This is a genomic window from Paraburkholderia strydomiana, from assembly GCF_046030495.1.
Classification (GTDB): Bacteria; Pseudomonadota; Gammaproteobacteria; order Burkholderiales; family Burkholderiaceae; genus Paraburkholderia; species Paraburkholderia strydomiana_A.
In genome coordinates this window covers 137,022-157,844 of the sequence record NZ_JAQQCJ010000015.1, presented here as the reverse complement: position 1 = coordinate 157,844, position 20,823 = coordinate 137,022, and the positions used below count along the sequence as shown (strand labels likewise).

22 protein-coding genes are annotated in these 20,823 nt (G+C 64.8%); 11 read left to right on the top strand and 11 right to left on the bottom strand.

The window, feature by feature from the left end:
- The first annotated feature begins 576 nt into the window (after positions 1-576).
- The 4 genes from PQQ53_RS20895 to PQQ53_RS20880 are packed head-to-tail and all read left to right on the top strand — an operon-like array spanning position 577 to position 4,246.
- Positions 577-1,596, top strand: coding sequence for an ABC transporter substrate-binding protein (locus tag PQQ53_RS20895; protein ID WP_408157168.1), 1,020 nt, complete (start codon positions 577-579; stop codon positions 1,594-1,596).
- Between the two features lies 1 nt (position 1,597).
- Complete coding sequence (locus PQQ53_RS20890) at positions 1,598-2,395, top strand: ABC transporter ATP-binding protein (RefSeq protein ID WP_408325862.1); 798 nt, start codon at positions 1,598-1,600, stop codon at positions 2,393-2,395.
- Positions 2,388-3,293: an ABC transporter permease gene (locus PQQ53_RS20885; RefSeq protein WP_408148421.1), complete on the top strand. Its 906-nt coding sequence runs from the start codon at positions 2,388-2,390 to the stop codon at positions 3,291-3,293. The genes PQQ53_RS20890 and PQQ53_RS20885 overlap by 8 nt, the downstream gene beginning before the upstream one ends.
- Before the next feature lie 35 nt (positions 3,294-3,328).
- A complete protein-coding gene (locus tag PQQ53_RS20880) occupies positions 3,329-4,246 on the top strand; it encodes a LysR substrate-binding domain-containing protein (protein WP_408325859.1) in 918 nt (305 codons plus the stop codon).
- Here PQQ53_RS20880 and PQQ53_RS20875 read toward each other — a convergent pair.
- Genes PQQ53_RS20875 through PQQ53_RS20850 form a run of 6 tightly spaced genes read right to left on the bottom strand, consistent with a single transcriptional unit; the run spans position 4,177 to position 9,005 of the window.
- The gene (locus PQQ53_RS20875) at positions 4,177-5,913 is read right to left on the bottom strand and encodes an L-aspartate oxidase (RefSeq protein ID WP_408325856.1); all 1,737 of its coding nucleotides are present in this window, start codon (positions 5,911-5,913) and stop codon (positions 4,177-4,179) included. The two genes, PQQ53_RS20880 and PQQ53_RS20875, sit on opposite strands and share 70 nt — an antisense overlap.
- A 21-nt stretch (positions 5,914-5,934) precedes the next feature.
- On the bottom strand, positions 5,935-6,576 hold the full coding sequence (locus PQQ53_RS20870; RefSeq protein WP_408157174.1) for a fumarate hydratase C-terminal domain-containing protein: 642 nt from the start codon (positions 6,574-6,576) through the stop codon (positions 5,935-5,937).
- A gap of 7 nt (positions 6,577-6,583) precedes the next feature.
- Positions 6,584-7,486, bottom strand: coding sequence for a fumarate hydratase (locus tag PQQ53_RS20865; RefSeq protein WP_408148428.1), 903 nt, complete (start codon positions 7,484-7,486; stop codon positions 6,584-6,586).
- A 39-nt stretch (positions 7,487-7,525) separates the two neighbouring features.
- Complete coding sequence (gene sdhC, locus PQQ53_RS20860) at positions 7,526-7,933, bottom strand: succinate dehydrogenase, cytochrome b556 subunit (protein ID WP_408157176.1); 408 nt, start codon at positions 7,931-7,933, stop codon at positions 7,526-7,528.
- Positions 7,930-8,274: a succinate dehydrogenase/fumarate reductase transmembrane subunit gene (locus PQQ53_RS20855; protein WP_408325852.1), complete on the bottom strand. Its 345-nt coding sequence runs from the start codon at positions 8,272-8,274 to the stop codon at positions 7,930-7,932. Before PQQ53_RS20855 ends, sdhC begins: the two co-directional genes overlap by 4 nt.
- Entirely contained in the window at positions 8,271-9,005 is a 735-nt protein-coding gene (locus PQQ53_RS20850; RefSeq protein WP_408148434.1) for a succinate dehydrogenase/fumarate reductase iron-sulfur subunit, read from the bottom strand. The genes PQQ53_RS20855 and PQQ53_RS20850 overlap by 4 nt, the downstream gene beginning before the upstream one ends.
- Before the next feature lie 266 nt (positions 9,006-9,271).
- Between PQQ53_RS20850 and PQQ53_RS20845 the strand changes: the two genes are divergently transcribed.
- On the top strand, positions 9,272-10,030 hold the full coding sequence (locus tag PQQ53_RS20845; protein ID WP_408148436.1) for a GntR family transcriptional regulator: 759 nt from the start codon (positions 9,272-9,274) through the stop codon (positions 10,028-10,030).
- Positions 10,031-10,089: 59 nt separating this feature from the next.
- On the opposite strand, the gene PQQ53_RS20840 is transcribed toward PQQ53_RS20845, so the two are convergent.
- Positions 10,090-11,022, bottom strand: a complete 933-nt coding sequence (locus PQQ53_RS20840; RefSeq protein ID WP_408148437.1) for a 2-hydroxyacid dehydrogenase — start codon at positions 11,020-11,022, stop codon at positions 10,090-10,092.
- A 390-nt stretch (positions 11,023-11,412) separates the two neighbouring features.
- On the opposite strand from PQQ53_RS20840, the gene PQQ53_RS20835 reads away from it, so the two are divergent.
- Complete coding sequence (locus PQQ53_RS20835) at positions 11,413-12,843, top strand: sensor domain-containing diguanylate cyclase (RefSeq protein ID WP_408148485.1); 1,431 nt, start codon at positions 11,413-11,415, stop codon at positions 12,841-12,843.
- Positions 12,844-12,964: 121 nt separating this feature from the next.
- On the opposite strand, the gene PQQ53_RS20830 is transcribed toward PQQ53_RS20835, so the two are convergent.
- On the bottom strand, positions 12,965-13,267 hold the full coding sequence (locus tag PQQ53_RS20830) for a putative quinol monooxygenase (RefSeq protein WP_408148439.1): 303 nt from the start codon (positions 13,265-13,267) through the stop codon (positions 12,965-12,967).
- A gap of 268 nt (positions 13,268-13,535) precedes the next feature.
- Here PQQ53_RS20830 and PQQ53_RS20825 point away from each other — a divergent pair, with 268 nt between their 5' ends.
- Positions 13,536-13,952, top strand: coding sequence for a VOC family protein (locus PQQ53_RS20825; RefSeq protein WP_408148441.1), 417 nt, complete (start codon positions 13,536-13,538; stop codon positions 13,950-13,952).
- An 8-nt stretch (positions 13,953-13,960) separates the two neighbouring features.
- On the opposite strand, the gene PQQ53_RS20820 is transcribed toward PQQ53_RS20825, so the two are convergent.
- Together PQQ53_RS20820 and PQQ53_RS20815 are read right to left on the bottom strand one after the other, a co-directional pair.
- On the bottom strand, positions 13,961-15,361 hold the full coding sequence (locus PQQ53_RS20820) for a heavy metal sensor histidine kinase (protein ID WP_408148443.1): 1,401 nt from the start codon (positions 15,359-15,361) through the stop codon (positions 13,961-13,963).
- The gene (locus tag PQQ53_RS20815) at positions 15,358-16,029 is read right to left on the bottom strand and encodes a heavy metal response regulator transcription factor (protein ID WP_408148445.1); all 672 of its coding nucleotides are present in this window, start codon (positions 16,027-16,029) and stop codon (positions 15,358-15,360) included. The genes PQQ53_RS20820 and PQQ53_RS20815 overlap by 4 nt, the downstream gene beginning before the upstream one ends.
- 264 nt (positions 16,030-16,293) lie before the next feature.
- Between PQQ53_RS20815 and PQQ53_RS20810 the strand changes: the two genes are divergently transcribed.
- The 3 genes from PQQ53_RS20810 to PQQ53_RS20800 all read left to right on the top strand — a co-directional run bounded on the left by PQQ53_RS20810 (position 16,294) and on the right by PQQ53_RS20800 (position 18,446).
- Positions 16,294-16,926, top strand: coding sequence for a hypothetical protein (locus PQQ53_RS20810; RefSeq protein WP_175163261.1), 633 nt, complete (start codon positions 16,294-16,296; stop codon positions 16,924-16,926).
- Positions 16,927-17,016: 90 nt separating this feature from the next.
- Positions 17,017-17,658 (top strand): cytochrome b/b6 domain-containing protein, encoded by a 642-nt coding sequence (locus PQQ53_RS20805; RefSeq protein ID WP_408325849.1) that lies wholly within the window; start codon positions 17,017-17,019, stop codon positions 17,656-17,658.
- Complete coding sequence (locus PQQ53_RS20800; RefSeq protein ID WP_408325846.1) at positions 17,655-18,446, top strand: molybdopterin-dependent oxidoreductase; 792 nt, start codon at positions 17,655-17,657, stop codon at positions 18,444-18,446. Before PQQ53_RS20805 ends, PQQ53_RS20800 begins: the two co-directional genes overlap by 4 nt.
- Before the next feature lie 32 nt (positions 18,447-18,478).
- On the opposite strand, the gene PQQ53_RS20795 is transcribed toward PQQ53_RS20800, so the two are convergent.
- On the bottom strand, positions 18,479-19,447 hold the full coding sequence (locus tag PQQ53_RS20795; protein WP_408325843.1) for an AraC family transcriptional regulator: 969 nt from the start codon (positions 19,445-19,447) through the stop codon (positions 18,479-18,481).
- Positions 19,448-19,767: 320 nt separating this feature from the next.
- Here PQQ53_RS20795 and PQQ53_RS20790 point away from each other — a divergent pair, with 320 nt between their 5' ends.
- Complete coding sequence (locus PQQ53_RS20790; protein ID WP_408325840.1) at positions 19,768-20,820, top strand: NAD(P)-dependent alcohol dehydrogenase; 1,053 nt, start codon at positions 19,768-19,770, stop codon at positions 20,818-20,820.
- The last annotated feature ends 3 nt before the right edge of the window (positions 20,821-20,823 follow it).

The following is a 20,823-nucleotide window of genomic DNA, read 5'->3' as shown; positions in this document are numbered from 1 at the left end:
TGAATGCGGTGGGGTGCCGCCGGGGCAACGCGCTCGAAACGCGCTGCGGTGAATCGATATTAGGCGGCGACTTAGCGGATGTCAACTAGGTCATCTATATGTGTTAGAGGAGTGTTTTCCACTAGTGCCGCGCCGCTCGCGGCCTGCGAGGCCCGTGCCAGAGCGGCTGCGCGCCGATCCGTCGAGCCCGGTGCGCGATCTCGCGTTTCCCCGAGTTTGATTTCGCCTACATCATCGCCTAGACTCCACACTCATACAGATGACCTAAATAACACCGATCATCTCGAGGCGGCGTCAGGCGCTTCGAGATGCATCCGAAAAAAGCTGAACGCATGCCGGCGCCCGTGCGCGAAAAAGTCACGCCGCGCACCACCGGCCACTGGAGACACGCATGATGCTTGCCCCACTCTTCACGGCGCTCGCGCTATTCGCGCCGGCGCCGCATCCCCGGTCATTCATTCAGGCACGCGCGCCCACGCGCACGCCCTAGCGGCCCTCCCCCTGCTCGCCCCGCTTTCGTCCGATCTTCCCCACGCGCGCCGCCACGGCGCTCCACCAACATAGGGTGTGCCAGCCATGAACGTGCAGAGACTGTTTCGAACGATCGGCATGAGCTGTGTCCTGTCGGCCATGCTGGCCGCCGGCGCCGCGCGAGCCGAACTGAGCGAGGTGAAGATCGCGCGGCAATACGGCGTGAGCTACCTGCCGCTGATGATCATGCAGGACCAGAAGCTGTTCGAGAAACACGCGGCGCAGGAGGGCATCAAGGATCTGAAGGTGTCGTGGGTCGAGTTCGCGGGCGGCAACGTGATGAACGACTCGCTGCTCTCCAACTCGTTGCAGATCGCCTCGGGCGGCGTCGCGCCGCTCGTGCTGCTGTGGTCGCGCACCGCCGGCACGCCGGTCGAGGTCAAGGCGCTCGCCGCGATCAATTCGATGCCGCTGCTGCTCAATACGACCAACGCGAAAGTGAAGACGCTGAAGGACTTCACCGGCCAGGACAAGATCGCGTTGCCGGCGGCCAAAGTGTCGATCCAGGCGATCACGTTGCAGATGGCCGCCGAAAAAGCATTCGGCGCGGGCAACCAGGGACAGCTCGACAAATACACCGTGTCGCTCTCGCATCCCGATGCGCAGCAGGCGCTGATGTCCGGCAACAGCGAGGTCACCGCGCATTTCGGTTCGCCGCCGTTCCAGGAGCAGGAATTGCAGAAGCAGAACGTGCATACGGTGCTCAATTCGTACGACGTGCTCGGCGGCAAGTCGAGTTTCAATCTGGTCTGGTGCACGACGCGCTTCTATCAGGAGAACCCGAAACTCACGAAGGCCTTCATGGACGCGCTAAATGAATCGCAGGCGTGGATCAATCACGACAAGCACGCAGCCGCGGTCGCCTACCTGCGCATCTCGAAGGAGAAGAGCAGCGTCGAGGAAGTGGAAAAAATGATCACGTCGCCCAACGTGTCGTTCACCACGGTCCCGCAGAACACGATCAAATACGCCGACTTCATGGCGCGCACCGGTCTGATCAAGAAGAAGCCGGCCTCGTGGAAGGACATGTTCTTCCCCACCGCTCAATCCCTGCAAGGAAGCTGACATGCGCGCCGCGACTCAAGCCACGCCTTATCCCGACTCCGCGCCGCTACTCGCCGTGCGCGGCGTGACGCTGCAATACAAGACCCCGAAGACGCTCGTGATGGCGACCTACCGCGTCGACTTCGAAGTGTTCAAGAGCGATCGCTTCGTGTTGCTGGGGCCGTCCGGCTGCGGCAAGTCGACCTTGCTGAAGAGCGTCGGCGGCTATCTCGCGCCGACCGAAGGCACGATCTCGCTCAAGGGCAAGACGGTCACGCGGCCGGGCCCCGACCGGATGATGGTGTTCCAGGAATTCGACCAGCTATTGCCCTGGAAAACGGTCCGGCAGAACGTGATGTTCGCGCTGCAGGCCTCGCATCGGCTGCACGGCAAGGAGATCGAAGAGCGCGCGATGCACTACATCGAGAAGGTCAATCTCGCTTCGTTCGCCGACAGCTATCCGCATACGCTCTCGGGCGGCATGAAGCAGCGCGTCGCGATTGCGCGCGGCATGGCGATGGAGCCCGACATCCTGCTGATGGACGAACCGTTCGCCGCGCTCGACGCGCTCACGCGCCGCAAGATGCAGGACGAACTGCTCGCGCTGTGGGAGGAGACGCGCTTCACGGTGCTGTTCGTCACGCACTCGATTCCGGAGGCGATCAAGGTCGGCAGCCGGATTCTGCTGCTGTCGCCGCACCCGGGCCAGGTAAAGGCCGAACTGGAAACGGCGAGCACGCCGCAAGAGGCTGTTGCGCTCGAAAAGCGCATCCAGCACATGCTGTTCGAAGACGAGATCGAGAGGGCGGAAAATGTCTGACATGCTTACTCATGACGGTTCCGGTCAGCGCGACGCGCCCGCGGTCGTGCGGCGCTCCGAGGTGGTCCGCGAGCCCGCGGAAACCCGCGAGTTCAGCGTCGTCGAAAAGCCGTTGTCGCCGTTCGAGCGGCTCTACAACCAGGCATGGATCCGCAAGCTGATCATCTTGCTGTTGCTCGCGGGCGTGTGGGAAATCTATGGCCGCGTGCTGAACAATCCGCTGCTTTTTCCGACCTTCAGCGCGACCATCGAGGCGTTCTTCAAAAGCATCGCGAGCGGCGAACTGCCGGGCAAGGCATGGGCGTCGATCCATGTGCTGCTGATCGGCTACGCCTGCGGGATCGTGCTCGCGGCCCTGCTCACGGCGGCGGCGATTACCTCGCGCATCGGCACGGATTTTCTGGAGACGATGACCTCGATGCTCAATCCGCTGCCGGCCATCGCACTACTGCCGCTCGCGCTGATCTGGTTCGGCCTCGGCAACGGCAGCCTGATCTTCGTGCTGGTGCATTCGGTGACGTGGTCGGTCGCATTGAATACGCACTCGGGATTTCTGTCGGTGAGCAATACGCTGAAGATGGTCGGGCGCAACTACGGTCTGCGCGGCGGCCGCTATGTGTGGCAGATTCTCGTGCCCGCCGCGTTTCCGAGCATCCTGACCGGGCTGAAGATCGGCTGGGCCTTCGCGTGGCGCACGTTGATCGCAGCGGAGCTGGTGTTCGGCGTGAGTTCGGGTTCGGGTGGTCTCGGCTGGTTCATCTACGAGAACAAGAACCTGCTCGACATCGCCAACGTGTTTGCCGGACTGTTCACGGTGATCCTGATCGGACTCGCGGTCGAGAACCTGATTTTCCGCGTGCTGGAGCGTCACACGGTGCAGCGCTGGGGCATGCAATGAAGGTAACATGATGAACGAACCGAACCGGGACCGCCGTGAGTGCAATCCGCTATTTCGTGACGTTTCTGTCGGTGGCGCGGCACGGCTCCTTCGCGGCCGCCGCTGAGGAAGTGTGTCTCACGCAGGCCGCGGTCGGCCTGCAGATGCGCTCGCTCGAACGCGATCTCGACCTCGTGCTGTTCGATCGCGCGGCGCGTTCGGTATCGCTCAGCGCGCAAGGCCGCGCGGTGCTGCCGCTCGCGGAAACGCTGGTGGCCAACTACCGCCAGATTCTCGCGACCGGCGACGCCGGTGAACTGTCCGGCACGGTGCGCGTGGGCGCGCTGGTGTCATCGCTGATGGGCGCGTTCGCCGATGCGATGCTCAAGCTCAAGCAGCGCTATCCCCGTCTCGATCTGAAGCTGTTCACGGGCTTGTCGAGCGATTTCGCCGCACGCGTGGAAAGCGGCGAACTGGATGCGGCGATCGTCGCGCAGTCGCCGTCCGCATTGCCGGCCGCGCTCAAATGGACCATGCTGTATAGCGAGCCGATGGTGTTCATCTCACCGGCGGGCGCGCCGCACGCGTCGATCGACGCGCTGCTCGAAGAGCCCTTCATCCGCTTCGACCGTCACACGTGGACCGGCGTGCTGGTCGACAACGCGCTGCGCCAACTCGGCACGGCGCGCCACGAAATCATGGAATTGAACTCGATCGAAGCGATCTCGGAGATGGTGCGGCGCGGCTTCGGCGTGTCGATCGTGCCGCTGCTCGCCAACGCGAACTGGACCCGCGAGTCGGGGCTCCAGGTGACGCCCTTGCCGGAGCGGGTGACGCCGCGCCGGGTCGGGCTGCTCGAGCGGCGCGATCATCCGCGCGAGGCGTTCACGGACGCGGTCAAGCGTCATTTCATCGACACCGCCGAGCTTTCCTCTTCAAGCAACGACTCGCCCGGCCGCACCCGCGTGAACTGAACGCGCTGGCGGCTCGCGGCGAAGCGCTCGCCTTCGAGGCGCAGGCACATGTATTCGGACGTCTCCAGATCGCCCGCTTCCGGAAAGTCCTCGCGATAATGCGCGCCGCGCGAGTTCTCGCGCAGCAGCGCGGATTCGGTGATCGCGCGGCTCACGAGGATCAGGTTGCGCAGATTCATCCAGTCGTGCCACGACAGATTGAAGCGTAAGTCGCGGCCGTCGACGCCGGTCTGTTCGAGCTGCGTCTCCAGTTCGCCGAGCTGGCGGCGCGCGCGTTCGAGCCCCTCGGCGTCGCGCAGGATGCCGACGTCGTTCCACATCACTTCGGCGAGCGCGTCGCGGATCGCTTCGAGGTCGCCCGGCGGCTGATGCAATGGACGCGTGCAACGCGCCATCGCCGCGTTGAGCGCGTCCGTGTCGGCGGTGGCGAAATAGCCGTGACGCGGCACCCAAGCCGCCAGTGTGTCGCCCGCAATGCCGCCGAACACCGTCGAATTCGCGACGCCATTGCCGCCCAGCCGGTTCGCGCCGTGCACGCCGCCTGCATCCTCGCCGGCGACGAACAGGCCCGGCAACGTGGTCGCGCACTGCGCGTCGAACACGACGCCGCCCATCATGTAGTGCGCGGTCGGCACCACTTCGACGAGGCCGCCCGCCAGATCGAAACCGCAATCGGCGCAACGCTCGACCATCCCCTTGAACTTCTGACGCACGCTGTCCGCGCCGAGATGATGCATCTGCAGATAGACGCCGCCATTGGGCGTCGCGTGCCCGGCGCGCAATTCGCGGAAGATGCTGCGCGACACCACGTCGCGGGTGGCGCGCTCGGCGCGCGGGTCGTACGCCTGCATGAAGCGCTCGCCCGCGCCGGTCAGCAGATAGCCGCCCGCGCCGCGCAACCCCTCTTCGAGCACCGTGCCGGTCATACGCGTACCCGCGCCCGCGAGCAATCCGGTCGGATGAAACTGCACCATCTCCATGTCGCGCAGCGTGAGGCCGGCGCGCAACGCCATCGCCATGCCGTCGCAGCTCTTGTCGCCGCTCGGCGTGTGATAGCGATACATGGTCGGGCCGCCGCCGGTCGCAAGCAGCACCGCGCGCGTGCGCACGAACACGAATTCGCCGCTGCGCATGTCGATCATCAGCACGCCGGCGAGCGTCGCGCCGTCGCGGCTGCGGATGAACTCGACCGCGCGATGCTCTTCGAGCCGCTCGATGCCGCGCGCCCACACCTGCTCCGCAAGCCGGTTGATGATTTCGATGCCGGTCTGGTCGCCCTTGTGCACGGTACGGTCGAACGTCTGCCCGGCGAACGCTTTCTGCCGCACCGAGCCGTCCGGGTTGCGGTCGAAGAAGCAGCCCAGTTCGTTTTCGAGTTCACGAATCCGTTCGAGCGCGCCCGTCACCAGCATCCACGCGAGGTCCTGATTCGAGAGCCACTTACCGCCTTCGATCGTGTCCATGAAATGGCGCTCGACCGAATCGCCCGGCGCGAGCGCGACGTTGTAGCCGCCCTGCACCATGCGCGTACAGCCGCATTTGCCGAGCAGCCCTTTGACGGCAACGGTGATGCGCAGGTGCGGCGCGGCGGCCTGCGCGTGCAACGCGGCGAACAGGCCCGCGCCGCCGCTGCCCAGAATGAGGATGTCGGTATCGAACTGTTTCATCGCGATGCGCTCTCCGATGCCTCAAGCACGAATGCCGAGCGACGCGAGCACCGCGTCGCGCTGCGTGCGCGTGTTCTGTTGGACGGCGGTGTAAAGGCTGCCGCCGTGACTGTCCATCGCAACCAGCAGCGGCCCGAAGCCGTGAATGCGCAAACGCCACAGCGACTCCGGATTGAGATCGTCGAGATCGACGTCTTCGATCTGCTCGATCCACGTGGTTTCGAGCGCCGCCGTGCCGCCGACGATCGCGAGGTACACGCCGCCGAACTCCGCGAACGCCGCGCTCGACGCCGCGCCGAGCCCACCCTTGCCGATCACCGCGCGCACACCGCAGGTTTGCATCAGCGGCGCGGTGAAGCGCTCCATGCGCATCGACGTCGTCGTGCCGATGCACACCGGCTCGTAGCCCGCCGGATGCTGCGGCGAGACGTCGACGCGCCGCACGTTCGGCGCGGTATGGATCACCGCGTGGCCGCGCAGATCGAAGCGCGTGGCGCGGCCGTGATCGAACATATGAATCTGGGTGGCGTCGCGAATGCCGAACAGCGTGCGGTTCAGCGTGACCGTGTCGCCGATGCGCAGCGCGCGGATCTGCGCGTCGCTCGCGGGCATGTCGAGCGTGTGATGCGTGCCGTTCGCCGGTGTGCTTAACGGTGTGCTCATGGACGTTTCAGTAGCCATACTCGACTCCCTGCGCGCTCAGCGTGGCGCGCGCGCGCCGCGCCGAATGACACTGCATGTTCACGGCGACCGGGTTCATCGTGATGTGCGTCGCCGCGAGCTCGACATGCACGGCGAACGCGGTCGCATCGCCGCCGAGCCCCTGCGGCCCGACGCCCAGCTGATTGACCGCCGCCGACATCTGCCGCTCCAGCGCCGCGCCGTGCTCGTCGCCGCAGTGCGTGCCGAGCGGCCGCGTGGCCGCCCGCTTGGCCAGCGCGACGCACAGGTCCGAGGTGCCGCCGACGCCCACGCCGACGATCGTCGGCGGACAGGTCTTGCCACCGGCCTCGACCACGCAGTCGATCACGAAGCGCCGGATCGCGTCGACACCCTCGGCTGGAATTGCCATGCGCAGAAACGAGTTGTTCTCCGAGCCGCTGCCCTTCGGAATCATTTCGATCGACAGCGTGCCCGGCGTCGCGTCGAAATCGATGTGGATCACGGGCACCCCGGCGCCGCACGAATTCTGCTCGTTGTGACGCGTGAGCGGATGCACGACCGACGAGCGCAGCGGATGCTCATGCGTGGCGCGCGCACAGCCGCTGCGGATCGCGGCCTTCAACCGCAGGCCGTCGAAGCGCACACCCTCACCGAGCGTGACGTTGTAGATCGGCAGGCCGGTGTCCTGGCACAGCAGATTGTCGGCTTGCTCAGCTACCACGATGTTCTGCCGCATCGTGCCGAGCACGCGGCGCGCGGTGTCGTTGCGCTCGCTGGCTTCGAGCTTGGCAATGCCGTCCTTCACGTCCGGCGGCAACTGCTTGAGCGAACGGACATACAAGGTGCTGGCGATCTCTTCGATCAAACCGTAGTCGACGGTGAAGCCCGTCATGTCCTGTGTCGTTTCCATCGTCGTCGTTTCCATTGAGGCCTCTTCAGGCGCGCGCGTTCACAAGGTCAGCGAAAGCGCAAATGCCATCCCGATCACGAACGCGCCGCCCGCGGTCAGCGCGATCAGATCCTTGCGCAAGCCGCTCCACGGCCGGAACTCGATCAGCAGCAGCCGCACGCCGCCGATCAGATGCGCGGCGAGCAGCGTGACCAGCCCCCACTCCGCGAACACGAAGCCCGGCGCGCGCGTGACGGCAAGGAACGATTCGAAACGCGCGGCGCCGTTCAGCGCGCTCCCGAGCGCCCAGAAATGCGCGGGCAGGAAGAACGCCAGCGCGAGGCCGGACAGGCGGTGCACGAGAAAAGCCCACCACGCCGGATGATTGCGCGCGCGGAAGTCGAGCTTGCGGCCCGGCGTGACGGCGCGTGGATGAGCGGTTTGGGTCGTGCGGGTGGTGGAGTTCATGCCGGCACGCCCGCGATCAATGCGTAGACCGCGCGCAAGCCCTCCAGCGCCAGCCCGACACCGATCAGCACGCTCGCGCGCGCCGCCCAGAGGCCGCGCCAGTTTAACCACTCGTCGGCGATACGGCGCAGGCCTACCGGAACGTGCAGCGCCGCGGCGATCACGAAGACCGCGTAAAACAGGCCCCATGCGACGTTGCCGTGCAGACGCGCGATCACATCCACCGCGCGCAGTCCGCCATGCACGACCCAGATCATGGTCGCCAGATGAATCGCGACGCACAGCGTCAGCACCATCGCGGACAGGCGTTGCAGCCACCACGCGTCGAAGGTCCGGTTCATCGCTCGCCTCCTGTCGGCCGCGCACGCCCCGCGCGTTTGAGGCCCGCGATGCTCGCCGTGGGCGCCAGCGCTTTCGGGCAGCGTTCCGTGCACGAGCCGAGGGTATGGCACGAGTGGCAGCCGGCGTCGGTGGCCACCGCGTCGTGGCGGGCGCCCTGCTGCACGTCGCGCACGTCGTTGACGAGCGTCCACGCGCGATTGAGCGCGGCCGGCCCGAGATAGTCCGGTTTCCAGCCGACCACGTCGCAACTGGCATAGCAGACACCGCAGCCGATACACTCGATGCCCGCATCCACCGCCCGCCGTTCGGGCGACGCGGGATCGACCCGTTCGAGCGGTGCGGAGCGATCGCGGTTGCCTGCGAAATAGCCCTTCGCATCGCGCCACTTGTCGAAAAACCGTGTCATGTCGACCGCCAGATCCTTGACGATCGGCAGATGGTTCAGCGGCGCGATTTCGAGCACCTCGCCGGGGCGCCGCAGCACCTGCGCGACGTGCGTGCGGCAGGTCCAGCGCGCGCGGCCATTGACGGTCATCGCACAGGAACCGCACATGCCGACGCGGCACGCGAAACGGTAGGACAACGTGGCATCGATGCTGCGCTGAATGTGCGTGACGACGTCCAGCACGGTCTGGCTCGCGCGGCGCGGCACCTCGAACGGCTCGAAGGCGCCGTCTTCGGCTCCGCGCCAGACGCGCACGCTCAGCATGTCGCTGACGGATGGCTGCATAGGGTGATGGCCTGATAGTTCTGTGGTGCTGTGGGGAACGACTGGCTGACCATCAGGTTAGGCCCACGTGCGCGTGCCTGAAAGCCAGTAATTCTTGGCGTGAGGACAAGGGATTCTTGCGCAAGCGGGACGGCCCGATGCAATGTCGCGACGAACCGACAGAATCTATCTCATCTAGATGTGCTAGATGACTTTGTCGTTTAAAATCGGGGCGGGTCCCACTTTAGCGAGCGGCGTCGCGCGACTCGCGCTTTGCAGAGGTTTTCATGAGCACGCTCGCCATCAATCCGCCCGCGCTGGGCGGCACGCGGTACAAGGAAGTCAAGAGCGCGATCCTCGCCGCGCTCTCGGCCGGCGAATGGAAAGGCGGCGAATGCATTCCTTCGGAAAAGCGCCTCGCCGAACGCTTCGGCGTGTCCATCGGCACGCTGCGCAAGGCAATCGACGAACTCTGCGCGGAAAACATCCTGATCCGTCATCAGGGGCTCGGCACCTTCGTGTCGATGCACCAGCGCGACCGGCATTTTTTCCGCTTCTTCCGGATCGTGCGGCGCGACGGCGACAAGGCCTATCCGGTCGTCACGCTGATCGACTTCAGGAAGGCACGGGCGTCGCGCGAGGTGGCGGCCGCGCTCGGCATCGAGACCGGCGCGCGGGTGTTCCAGTTCGTCAACGGCCTCGCGCTGCATGGCCAGACGGTGCTGATCGAACACATCACCGTGCCGGAAGCGCACTTTCCGGGCCTTACCGAAACGAAGCTGCGCAACCGGCCGAACACGCTGTACAACTTCTATCAGGACGTGTTCGGCATCAACGTGGTCGAGACCGATGAACGCGTGAGCGTCGCGCTCGCGAACGAGATCGAGAGTGAGCAGCTCGGCGTCGAGCTCGGCGCGCCGTTGCTGGAAATCCGCCGGATCGCCTATTCGTATCACCGCAACGCGGTCGAGTTGCGGGTGTCGCGGCTCAACACGGCGGAGTACGAGTACATCGGCGCGCGGCCTGGGCGAGATGAAGAGAAATAGGCGGCGGGTGGACGGCAACGCGCCCTCACCGTGCGCCCGCCCCGTGCATCATGCGTCGGTCAGATCGGCGTCAATACCGGCTCGCCCGCGAAATGGCGCTTCGCATTGCTCAGGAAGTTGTCGATCGAGGCCGTGATCGCCTCCGGCGAACGGCCGCCCACATGCGGCGTGAGCACCACGTTGCGCAATGTCAGCAAAGCCTCGGGCGGCTGCGGCTCGCCTTCGTAGACGTCGAGCCCCGCGCCGGCAATCGCCCCTGAGGTCAGCGCGCGCGCCAACGCGGCCGTATCCACCACGCTGCCGCGCGACACGTTGACGATAAAGCCCTGCGGACCGAGCGCGTCCAGCACACTCCCGTCGATCAGATGCCGCGTGCCCGCTCCACCGGGCGTCGCCACCACCAGAAAATCGCACCATTGCGCGAGTGCCTGCACGCTGTCGAAGTAACGCAGCGGCGAGCCTTCACGCGGCTTACGATTGTAATAGCCGATCTCCATGTCGAATCCCGCGCCTCGCCGCGCGACCTTCTCGCCGATATTGCCGAGCCCGGCGATCCCCAAACGCTTATGCGACACGTTCGGCTGCAGCGGCAGCGTATCGCGCCAGACGCCCTTGCGCGTGGCCTGATCGAGTTGCGGCACGTCGCGCACGACCGCGAGCAGCAAGGCGAACGCATGATCGGCCACGCAATGATCGTTGGTGCCCGCGCCATTGACGAGCACGATGCCGCGCGAACGGGCGTGGTCGACGGCGAGGTTTTCATAGCCGGCGCCCGATGCGCTGACCAGTTCGAGTCGCGGCATCCGGTCGATTGCGGCGGCGCTCAGGCCGATCGTGCCGTTGGTCAGCACGGCGCGAATCGTCTCGCCGTGCGCGGCGATCGCGGCGTCGTGCTGAGCGGTCTCGGGCGCGTAGACGACCTCGAACGCCGCCGCGATATCGGCGCGGCTCGCGTCGTTCAAATGGATCAGCACCAGCAGGGATGGCTTCATGACGGCGTTATGGTTGACGACGCGGGTGGGTGGAATCCGTGGGCACCGAGTGTAGCAAGGCTCGACAATGCGTGCTGCGGTCATGCGTCTGGGTACCCTTGCCTTTGCCTTTCATCCTTCACCGCGCACACTGCCGGATCGTATGCGTCGCGCCTCAAGTCCCCTGCCTGCGTGGCCGTTATCCAGTTGGATAGAGTTGTGCAAAAACGGTGCGCCGCTTGCCTTTCTTTTCAGCAGATGCCGAACCCGTCTTAAAATAGCCGCAACTTCGATCCCGAGACCCTCATGCTCGATATTGTCCCGCGCGGCTCCGCGCCTCCAGAAAGCGCCCCTAAGGAAGCCTCCTTGGGTAACAACCCGACGGCAGCCCCCCACGGCGACGATTCCGAAATGTTCGAACTCGCGCCCGTCTCGCTCTGGCTCGAAGACTTCAGCGGTGTGCGCACGTTGTTCGATACGTGGCGGGCCGCAGGCGTGACCGATCTGCGCGCGCATTTCGCCGACGACCCGCAGCGGGTCGCCGAATGCGCGCATAGCATCCGCGTGATCAAGGTCAACCAGAAGACGCTCGAACAGTTCGAAGCCGCCGATTTCGACGCGCTGACCAGCAATCTCGCGTCGGTGTTCCGCGACGACATGCTCAAGACCCACCTCGAAGAACTCTGCCAGTTGTGGGAGGGCCACGCGCAGTTCACGAGCCAGACCGTCAACTACACGCTCGGCGGGCGCCGGCTCGACGTGCTGCTCAAGGGCGCCGTGCTGCCCGGTCACGAGGCGCGCTGGGACCGCGTGCTGGTGTCGGTCGAGGACATTACCGAGCTCGAAGGCGCGCGCCGGCGCGTGACGCTCGCCGAGCAGTACGTGCGCGGCCTGTTCGAGCATTCGCCGGTGTCGTTGTGGGTCGAGGATTTCAGCGCGGTCAAGCGTCTGCTCGAGGGCGCGCGGGCGGCCGGCATCGCCGATTTTCGCGTGTTCACCGACGTGCATCCCGAGTTTGTCGAACGCTGCATGCAGGAGATTCACGTGCTCGACGTGAACCAGCACACGCTCGATATGTTCGCCGCGAAGGACAAGAAGACCCTGCTCGCGCGTCTGCCCGACGTGTTCCGCGACGACATGCGCCCGCATTTCCGCGAGCAGCTGATCGATCTGTGGGACGACAAGCTGTTCCAGCAACGCGAGGTGCTCAACTATTCGCTCGACGGCAGCGAGGTGCACGTGCACCTGCAATTCTCGGTGCTGCCGGGCCACGAGCAGAACTGGGACCTGGTGCTGGTCGCGCTCACGGACATCACGGCGCGCAAGAAGGCCGAAGCCTATCTGGAGTTCCTCGGCAAGCACGACGTGCTGACCAGGCTGCGCAACCGCTCCTTCTACGTGGACGAACTGAACCGGCTCGAACGCAAGGGCCCGTGGCCGGTGACGATCATCATGGCCGATCTGAACGGCCTCAAACGCGTGAACGACCAGCTCGGCCACGCCGCCGGCGACGCGCTGCTAAGGCGCGCGGGCGAAGTGCTCGCGAAAGCGATGGAGTCGCCGTTTCACGCGGCGCGCATCGGCGGCGACGAGTTCGCGATTCTGATGCCGGACACCGACGAGCGCGGCGGCGCGGCGATGATCGATGCGATCCGCCAACTCGTGGAGATGAACAACCAGTTCTATCCGGGCTCGCCGCTGAGCTTCTCGATGGGCGCGGCGACCTGCCAGCGCGGCGACCGGCTCGAATCGGGCGTGCAGCGCGCCGACCTGCTGATGTACGAGGAAAAGCGCGCGCACTATGCAAACCGGCCGGCTGCGGATGCGGCCAGTGGTGGTTAAAGCCGGCGGTTGAGAGCCGGCGTTTGAACCCCTGACGGCGCTGGGACGCGGCGTGGCGATATTGACGGCGTGGTGGGTCTGCGGCGTTCCCAGCGCATGGGCATCTCGACACGCCGACCGATCACCCCGGCAACTTCGCCGCCAACACGTCCACCTTGTTGATGCTCGGCGGCGATGCGAGCAACTCGCCCGCCTGGGCCATCAGCGCAGCGGCCACCTTGCCGTTCAGATGCGCGTCACGGCCCGCTTCGTCGGGAAAGGCGTCGAAAATGCCGAAGCTGGACGGCCCCAGCCTCAGAGCGAACCAGGCGGTGGTGGCCGGCTCCTGTTCGACGAGCGGCAAGCCGCCGAGCAGAAACGCCTCGACTTCCTTTTCCTTGCCGGGCTTGGCTTCGAGATGAACGTACAGAGCGAGTTTGACCATGGCACGACTCCTGAGGTGAGACGCTGGCAATGAAATCGCTTTGCGAAACTGCGCAAAGCGCGCGGAAGCAGTCGCGAACGTTTCGCTGTCCGATGAGTGAGTATAGGCCGCGCCGCGCGAGCGCTGAGGCCGAGGCGAACAACGCTGGAAAGCGCATCCGGGTGAGAGCATGCGCATCGCGCACGCCGGTCACCGGATGGACCGCAGGATGAACGCGTGCAGGCCCGTACCGAACGCGCCCGAGCCGCGTCAACGAGGAGCGACAACGATGCTGTCCCACGTATTCGTCGGCATTACCGATTTCGAGCGCGCTTTCGATTTTTATCAGGCGCTGATGGACACGCTAGGCCTGCCCCTGAAGTTCCGCGAGACAGACCGGGGCTGGGCCGGCTGGATGGCGACCGATGCGCCGCGTCCGTTGTTCCTGATCGGCACGCCCTACGACGGTCGCCCTGCCGTAGCCGGCAATGGCCAGATGATCGCCCTGCTCGCCGCCGATCGCGCGACGGTCGATCGCGCGCATGCCGCCGCGCTCGCGCACGGCGGCGTCTGCGAAGGGCCGCCGGGTTTGCGTCCGCACTATCACGCGAACTATTACGGTGCCTACTTCCGCGATCCCGACTGCAACAAGCTATGCGTCTGCTGCCATGAACCGGAAGCGCCTGCCACGTCCGCGATTGAGTAAGCCGGCCATCAGACGGCCGGAAAGCGCAACTCGAAGCGCACCACGCCCGGCGCCGGACACTTCGCGCACGCGGTACCGCCATGCAGATGCATGATCGCCTTGACGATCGCGAGCCCCAATCCGTTCGATTCGGTGAATGCGCTGCGCGCTGCATCCGCGCGATAAAAGCGATCGAACAGTCGGTCCAGCTGCGCCTCGGGAATCGGCTCACCCTCGTTTTCGACCACCACGGTGGCGCCCGCTACGTCCTGCGTGCCGCGTAAATGCACGACCGTATCGCTTGCGCCGTAGCGCACCGCATTGACGACCAGATTGTGGATCGCGCGGCGCCACAACAGCGGATTGACCGACGCTACGCCTTGCGCGTCCACTTCGAAGCGCATGCCGCGTTCGTCGGCGGGACCTTCGAAATAGTCTGCGATCCTGATGAGTTCCGCGCGCAGATCGACCGGCTCGCGTTCGACCGACAGCGCCGCATGATCCGCATGCGCGAGAAACAGGATGTTCTCCGCGATATGGCTCAAACGGTTCAGCTCTTCGAGATTCGATTCGAGCAACTGCTGATATTCGTCCGGCTCGCGCGGCTTGGCGAGCGTCACCTGCGTCTGGCCGATCAGCGCGCCAATGGGCGTGCGAATCTCGTGCGCAAGGTCGGCGGAAAACTGCGACAGGCGTTGATAGCCGTCGGCGAGACGGTCGAGCATCGCATTGAATGCGTGCGTGAGCTGCCGCAATTCGACCGGCGCGGCGTCGCTGTCGAGCCGCACGGACAGGCTCGCCGGGCTGATCTGCGCGGCCCGCTCGGCAATCGCGCGAACCGGTCGCAGCGCGCGGCGCAGCACGTACCAGGCGAGCAGCGTCGCGGCCAGCATGCCGATCAGCGTCGCGAGCAGGATGCGATTGCGGTACGCCGCGAGCATCTGCACTTCCTGCGTCATCGGGTGCCCGGCGATCACTTCGACTTCGGCGCCGTCCTCGCGCGCTGTCGCGGTGGCGATCGCCCAATGCACCGGCACGCCGTTCGGCAAGCGGGTCTGGTGGATGTCGGCGAAACCCGGCGGGCTGTCCACGGCGGCGGCCGGCAGCGCGGGCACCGCGACCTTCGCGGGGTTCACGTCGACGAACGGCGCTTCGCCGGGACGGCGAAACAGCAGCACGTCCTGCTCCGCGCCGAGCATGGTCTCGAACAGCAGCGGCCGCGTCTTCAATTCGCTGACTGAATACAGGTCGTGCACGATCCGGCTGAAATGCTCGACGCGGCCGTTGAGCACGACGTCGGCGCGGCGTTGCAGCGACACTTGCGCTGAGTGATAGAAATACCCACCGAGCGTGCCGATCACGAGGCACGCGATCAGCGCGAACAGCACCGTGGTGCGCGCCGTCAACGAGCGCTCGGTCCAGAATTTCATGCGCCGTCGCCGAAGGTGTAGCCGATGCTGCGCACCGTGTGGATCAGCTTCTTTTCGAATGGGTGATCGATCTTCGCGCGCAGCCGTTTGACCGCGACATCGACGACGTTGGTGTCGCTGTCGAAGTTCATGTCCCACACTTCCGACGCGATCTGCGAGCGCGACAAGGCCTCGCCCTGGCGGCGCACCAACAGATGCAGCAGCATGAATTCCTTGTTGGTGAGCGGAATGTCGACGCCTTCGCGCGTCACTTTGCGGCGCAGCACGTCGAGCTTGAGATCGGCGACCTCGAACACGTCGCTCTCGCGGGTCACGCCACGGCGCAATAGCGTGCGAATGCGCAGCACCAGCTCGATGAAGGAAAACGGCTTGACGAGATAATCGTCCGCGCCCAGTTCGAGACCGCGAATGCGGTCGCTGACGTGATCGCGTGCAGTCAGAAAGATTACCGGCAGATCGCGCCGCGCGCGCAGCGCACGCATGATTTCCCAGCCGTCGATGCCGGGCAGCATCACGTCGAGCACCACGAGGTCGTACGCGTGTTCGAGCGCCATGTGCAGGCCGTCCGTGCCGGTGCGCGCGAGATCGACCGCATAGCCGCTCTCGCGCAAGCCCTTCTTCAGATAATCGCCGGTTTTCGGATCGTCTTCGATGACGAGAATGCTCATGGTGCTCGGTGCTCCAACTCGGGCTACGGCTCGCGGCCCGGATCAGGCTTTGACCCGGATCGTGATTCAGGCCGCGATTCCAGCGGTAACTCAACAGCGCGCTCCCGCGTGCGCAGGCAACAACAAACGCCGGACATGGCTTACGCGGCCATTCTACGTGGCGGCGGCGCGCCGTTCATGACGTTTTTGTCATCTGTGCGTCACGCGCGCGAGCCGATTCACGGCCTAATCTGCCAGGATCGTTCACCACCCTGGAGCAGACTCATGAAGATCGTTTCGGCGCACGCACTGCGCGCATTCGTCGCCCCCGCGCTCGTCGCCGCCGCCTTCCTTGCGACCGCGAGCGCGGCTCAAGCCCAAAACGCGGCACCTACCGGCGTGCGCGGCACGGTGACGTCGCTCTCGGGCGATCTCCTCAAGGTCCATACGCGCGACGGCAAGGACGTCGACGTGAAGCTCGCGGCGGATACGCCGATTCGCGGCGTCACGCTCGCCAACGTGAACGACATCAAGCCGGACAGCTATGTCGGCACCGCCGCGATTCCGCAAGCCGACGGCACGCTGAAAGCGCTCGAAGTCCACGTGTTTCCGGCCAGCATGCGCGGCTCGGGCGAAGGCCATCGTCCGTGGGACCTCGGTTCGAACAGCACGATGACCAACGGCACGGTCGGCTCGCTCGTGGTCAGCAACGGCCGCACGATCACCGTGAAGTACAAGGACGGCGAAAAGAAAATCGTGATTCCGCAAGACGTACCTATCGTCAGCCTGCAACCGGGTGACCGCTCGCTGCTGGTGCCTGGCGCCAAGGTCGTGCTGTTCGCTCACAAGGAAGCGGACGGCTCGATGGCCGCGAACTTCATCTCGGCCGGCGAGCACGGCGTAACGCCGCCGATGTAAGGGCGCGGCGCAGACCCATCAAGCACCCAGGCGGCCGCGTTCTTTGACGACGCGGCTTTCCAGTTCCCGTTCGCGTTGTCCTCTTCGCTCATGTCCGAATCGCAAGCGCGCCTGATCGTTCACCCGCTCGTCGTCCGCGTGACGCATTGGATCAATGCGTTCGCGATGGTCTGCATGGTGATGAGCGGTTGGGCGATCTACAACGCGTCGCCGTTCTTTCCGTTCAGATTTCCGGCATGGGCGACCGTCGGCGGATGGCTGGGCGGCTCGATCGCCTGGCACTTCGCGGCGATGTGGCTGCTGTGCGCGAACGGGCTGCTGTATCTCGCGTATGGCATTGGCCGCGGGCATTTTCGCCGCAAGCTGCTACCGGTTCATCCGCGCGAAGTCGTGCATGATGCGGCGTTGGCGCTGCGTTTCAAACTGCCGCACGATACCGGCAAATACAACGCGGTGCAGCGCGCGCTCTATCTGTTCGTGCTGTGCCTCGGCGTGCTGCTGGTCGCGTCGGGACTGTCGATCTGGAAGCCGGTGCAATTCTCGTGGCTAACCGCGCTCTTCGGCGGCTTCGATTTCGCACGGCGCGTGCATTTCATCTCGATGGCGGGTGTGGTCGGCTTCGTCGCCGTGCATCTGGCGCTCGTGCTGCTGGTGCCGCGCACGCTGCTGCCGATGCTGACCGGCCGCGCGCGGCGCGCCCACGGCACCGCGCATGAAAGGACTCAGGCATGAGCGCATCCAAACCTACCCGCGCCGCCGACGCCATCGACGCGCAAACATCGCGGATCGTCCTCGCCGATCATCAGCCGCACATCGAGCGGCTGCAACGGCGGCTGTTTCTGCGCTCGTCGCTGTCGATCGGCGCGCTAGCGATGCTTTCGGGCTGCAACATGCAGGACAACGATTCCGTCGACAAGGTGCTGTGGGCGATGTCGCGCTGGAACGATCGCGTGCAGGCGTGGCTCTTCGACCGCAACAAGCTCGCGCCGACGTATTCGGCCCGCGAGATCACCGATCCGTTTCCCTTCAACGCGTTCTATCCGGAGTTCGACGCGCCGGATATCGACGGCTCGACGTATCGGCTGGAAGTGTCGGGGCTTGTCGCGGACAAACGCACCTGGAATCTCGATCAGTTGCGCGCGTTGCCGCAAGCTTCGCAGATCACGCGTCATATCTGCATAGAAGGATGGAGTGCGATCGGGCAATGGCGCGGCGTGCCGTTTCGCACGTTCCTCGAACGCATCGGCGCCGATCTGAGCGCGCGCTATGTCGGCTTCAAATGCGCGGACCGCTATTACTCGAGCCTCGACATGGCGACGGCGCTGCATCCGCAAACGCAATTGACGCTCGATTTCGGCAACGCGCCGCTGCCGGCCAAATATGGCTATCCGCTGAAGCTGCGCGTGCCGACCAAGCTCGGCTTCAAGAACCCCAAGCATATCGCGGCGATCTTCGTGACCAACACGAATCCCGGTGGCTATTGGGAGGATCAGGGGTACAACTGGTTCAGCGGCTTATAAGCGAGCGCGCCCGCACCACTACGCTGATGCGCCTAAACGGCGGTAACGTAGCGCGCGACCGGCTTCAGCACGCGCGGCGGCGGTGCATCGTAGACGGTGCGCATGCGTTTGACTTCGTCGACCGGGCTCAGGCCGAACAGCCGCTTGAACTCGCGGCTGAATTGCGACGCGCTCTCGTAACCCACACGCGCTGCCGCCGCGCCCGCATTCAATCCATCCTGCACCATCAGCAGACGCGCGTGATGCAAACGCGTGGTCTTCACGTACTGCATCGGCGAGGTCGCCGTGACGGCTTTGAACTGCGCATGGAACACCGCGAGACTCATGCCCGCTTCGGAAGCGAGCATATCGACGTCGAGTTGTCCGTGGTAGTCCGCATGAATGCGGCGCAGTGCTTTTGCAATGCGGCCGAAATGATTCTGATGCGTGAGCGCCGCCCGAATCGCGTCGCCCTGCTCGCCGGTCAACACGCGATAGCAGATTTCGCGCACCACGCCGGGCGCGAGGATGCGCGCATCGAGCGGCGAGGCCAGGGCGTCCATCAGACGCTGCACCGCATTACAGAGCGCCGGGTCGAGCGGCGTCGAATAGATGCCGACCGGTTCGTTCTGCGCGGCGCCCTGCGTTTCGTTCAGCGCCATCAACAACTCGGCGACCATGGTCAGATCGACGCGGATCGAAATCGCGAGAAACGGCTTTTCCACGCTCGCCTCGGTCTCGCATTCGAACGGCAGCGGCACCGACAGCACGAGGTACTGCTGCGCGTCGTACTGGAACACCTGATCGCCGAGAAAGCCGCGCTTGCGGCCCTGACAAACAATCACGATGCTCGGCTCATACATGACCGGCATGCGCGGCATGGGACTGTTCGCGCGCATCAGGTTGACGCCTTCCAGACTCGAACGCGTGATACCGGGATTGGGCGCGAGCACGTCGAATAAATCGATCACGCGCTGTTGCGCGGGATCGGCCGAGACGGCTTCAGCAGAACGGGTTGACATGACGGTATAGTGACGAGCAAGAGAATAATGCTTGAAATTTAGCATCAAACAGCCTACTGCGCTTCCTGCCAGGAGTTTTAGGCAAATCTTCAAGACATTCAGGTATTCCCGCACTCCCGCTCGGATCCTATGATGGGAACCCTGCCGGATCATCCTTTTCCGCGCCGTGCCGGGCCTGGTTGCCAATTCAATGCTTCGGCGGATTCATCAACCACTGCCGGCGCTGTGATCCCGGTCTCATGTCAGGGTTAGCCGCAGCGGCAACACGCGTTGCCCGTCGCTGGCGCCTTGCACCATCACCCTCTTTGCTGGAGCTACCCATGAGCACGACTTATGCCTATGCAGCGACCGCCGCTACCGCGCCGCTCGCCCCGTTCGAAATCCAGCGCCGCGAACTGCGCGCCCATGACGTGCAGATGGAAGTCCTGTTTTGCGGCGTGTGCCACTCGGACTTGCATCAGGCGCGCAATGAATGGCAGAACACGGTGTTTCCGGTGGTGCCGGGCCACGAGATCGTTGGCCGCGTGACGGCGGTGGGCCCGGACGTGACGAAGTACAAGGCGGGCGACCTGGTCGGCGTCGGCTGTCTGGTCGATTCGTGCCGCACGTGCGCGAGTTGCGAGGAAGGTCTCGAACAGTATTGCGAAAACGGTTTTGTCGGCACGTATAACGGTATGGACCGCGTCGACGGCCAGATCACGTACGGCGGCTACTCCACTCAGCTCGTCGTGGACGAAGCGTTCACGCTGCGCGTGCCGGACAATCTCGACCCGGCGGGCGTCGCACCGCTGCTGTGCGCGGGCATCACGACGTACTCGCCGCTGCGCACGTGGGGCGCCGGTCCTGGCAAGAAGGTCGGCGTTGTCGGCCTCGGCGGCCTGGGCCACATGGGCGTGAAGCTGGCTCGCGCGATGGGCGCACATGTCGTGTTGTTCACGACGTCGCCGTCGAAGATCGAAGATGCGAAGCGGCTGGGCGCGCACGAGGTGGTGATTTCGAAGAATGCGCAAGAGATGGAAGCGCATGCGAACAGCTTCGATCTGATTGTGAATACGGTGGCTGCGCAACACGATCTGAATCCGTTTTTGAATCTGCTCAAACGGGACGGGACGATGACGCTGGTTGGTGCACCGGAGCACGATCATCCGTCGCCGCAGGTGTTCAACCTGATCATGAAGCGCCGCCGACTGGCGGGGTCGTTGATTGGGGGGATTGCGGAGACGCAGGAGATGTTGGACTTCTGCGGTGAGCATGGGATTACTTCGGATATTGAATTGATTCCGATGCAGCAGATCAATGAAGCTTATGAACGGATGCTGAAGAGTGATGTTAAGTATCGGTTTGTGATTGATCTGGATTCGTTGCGGAAGTAAGTG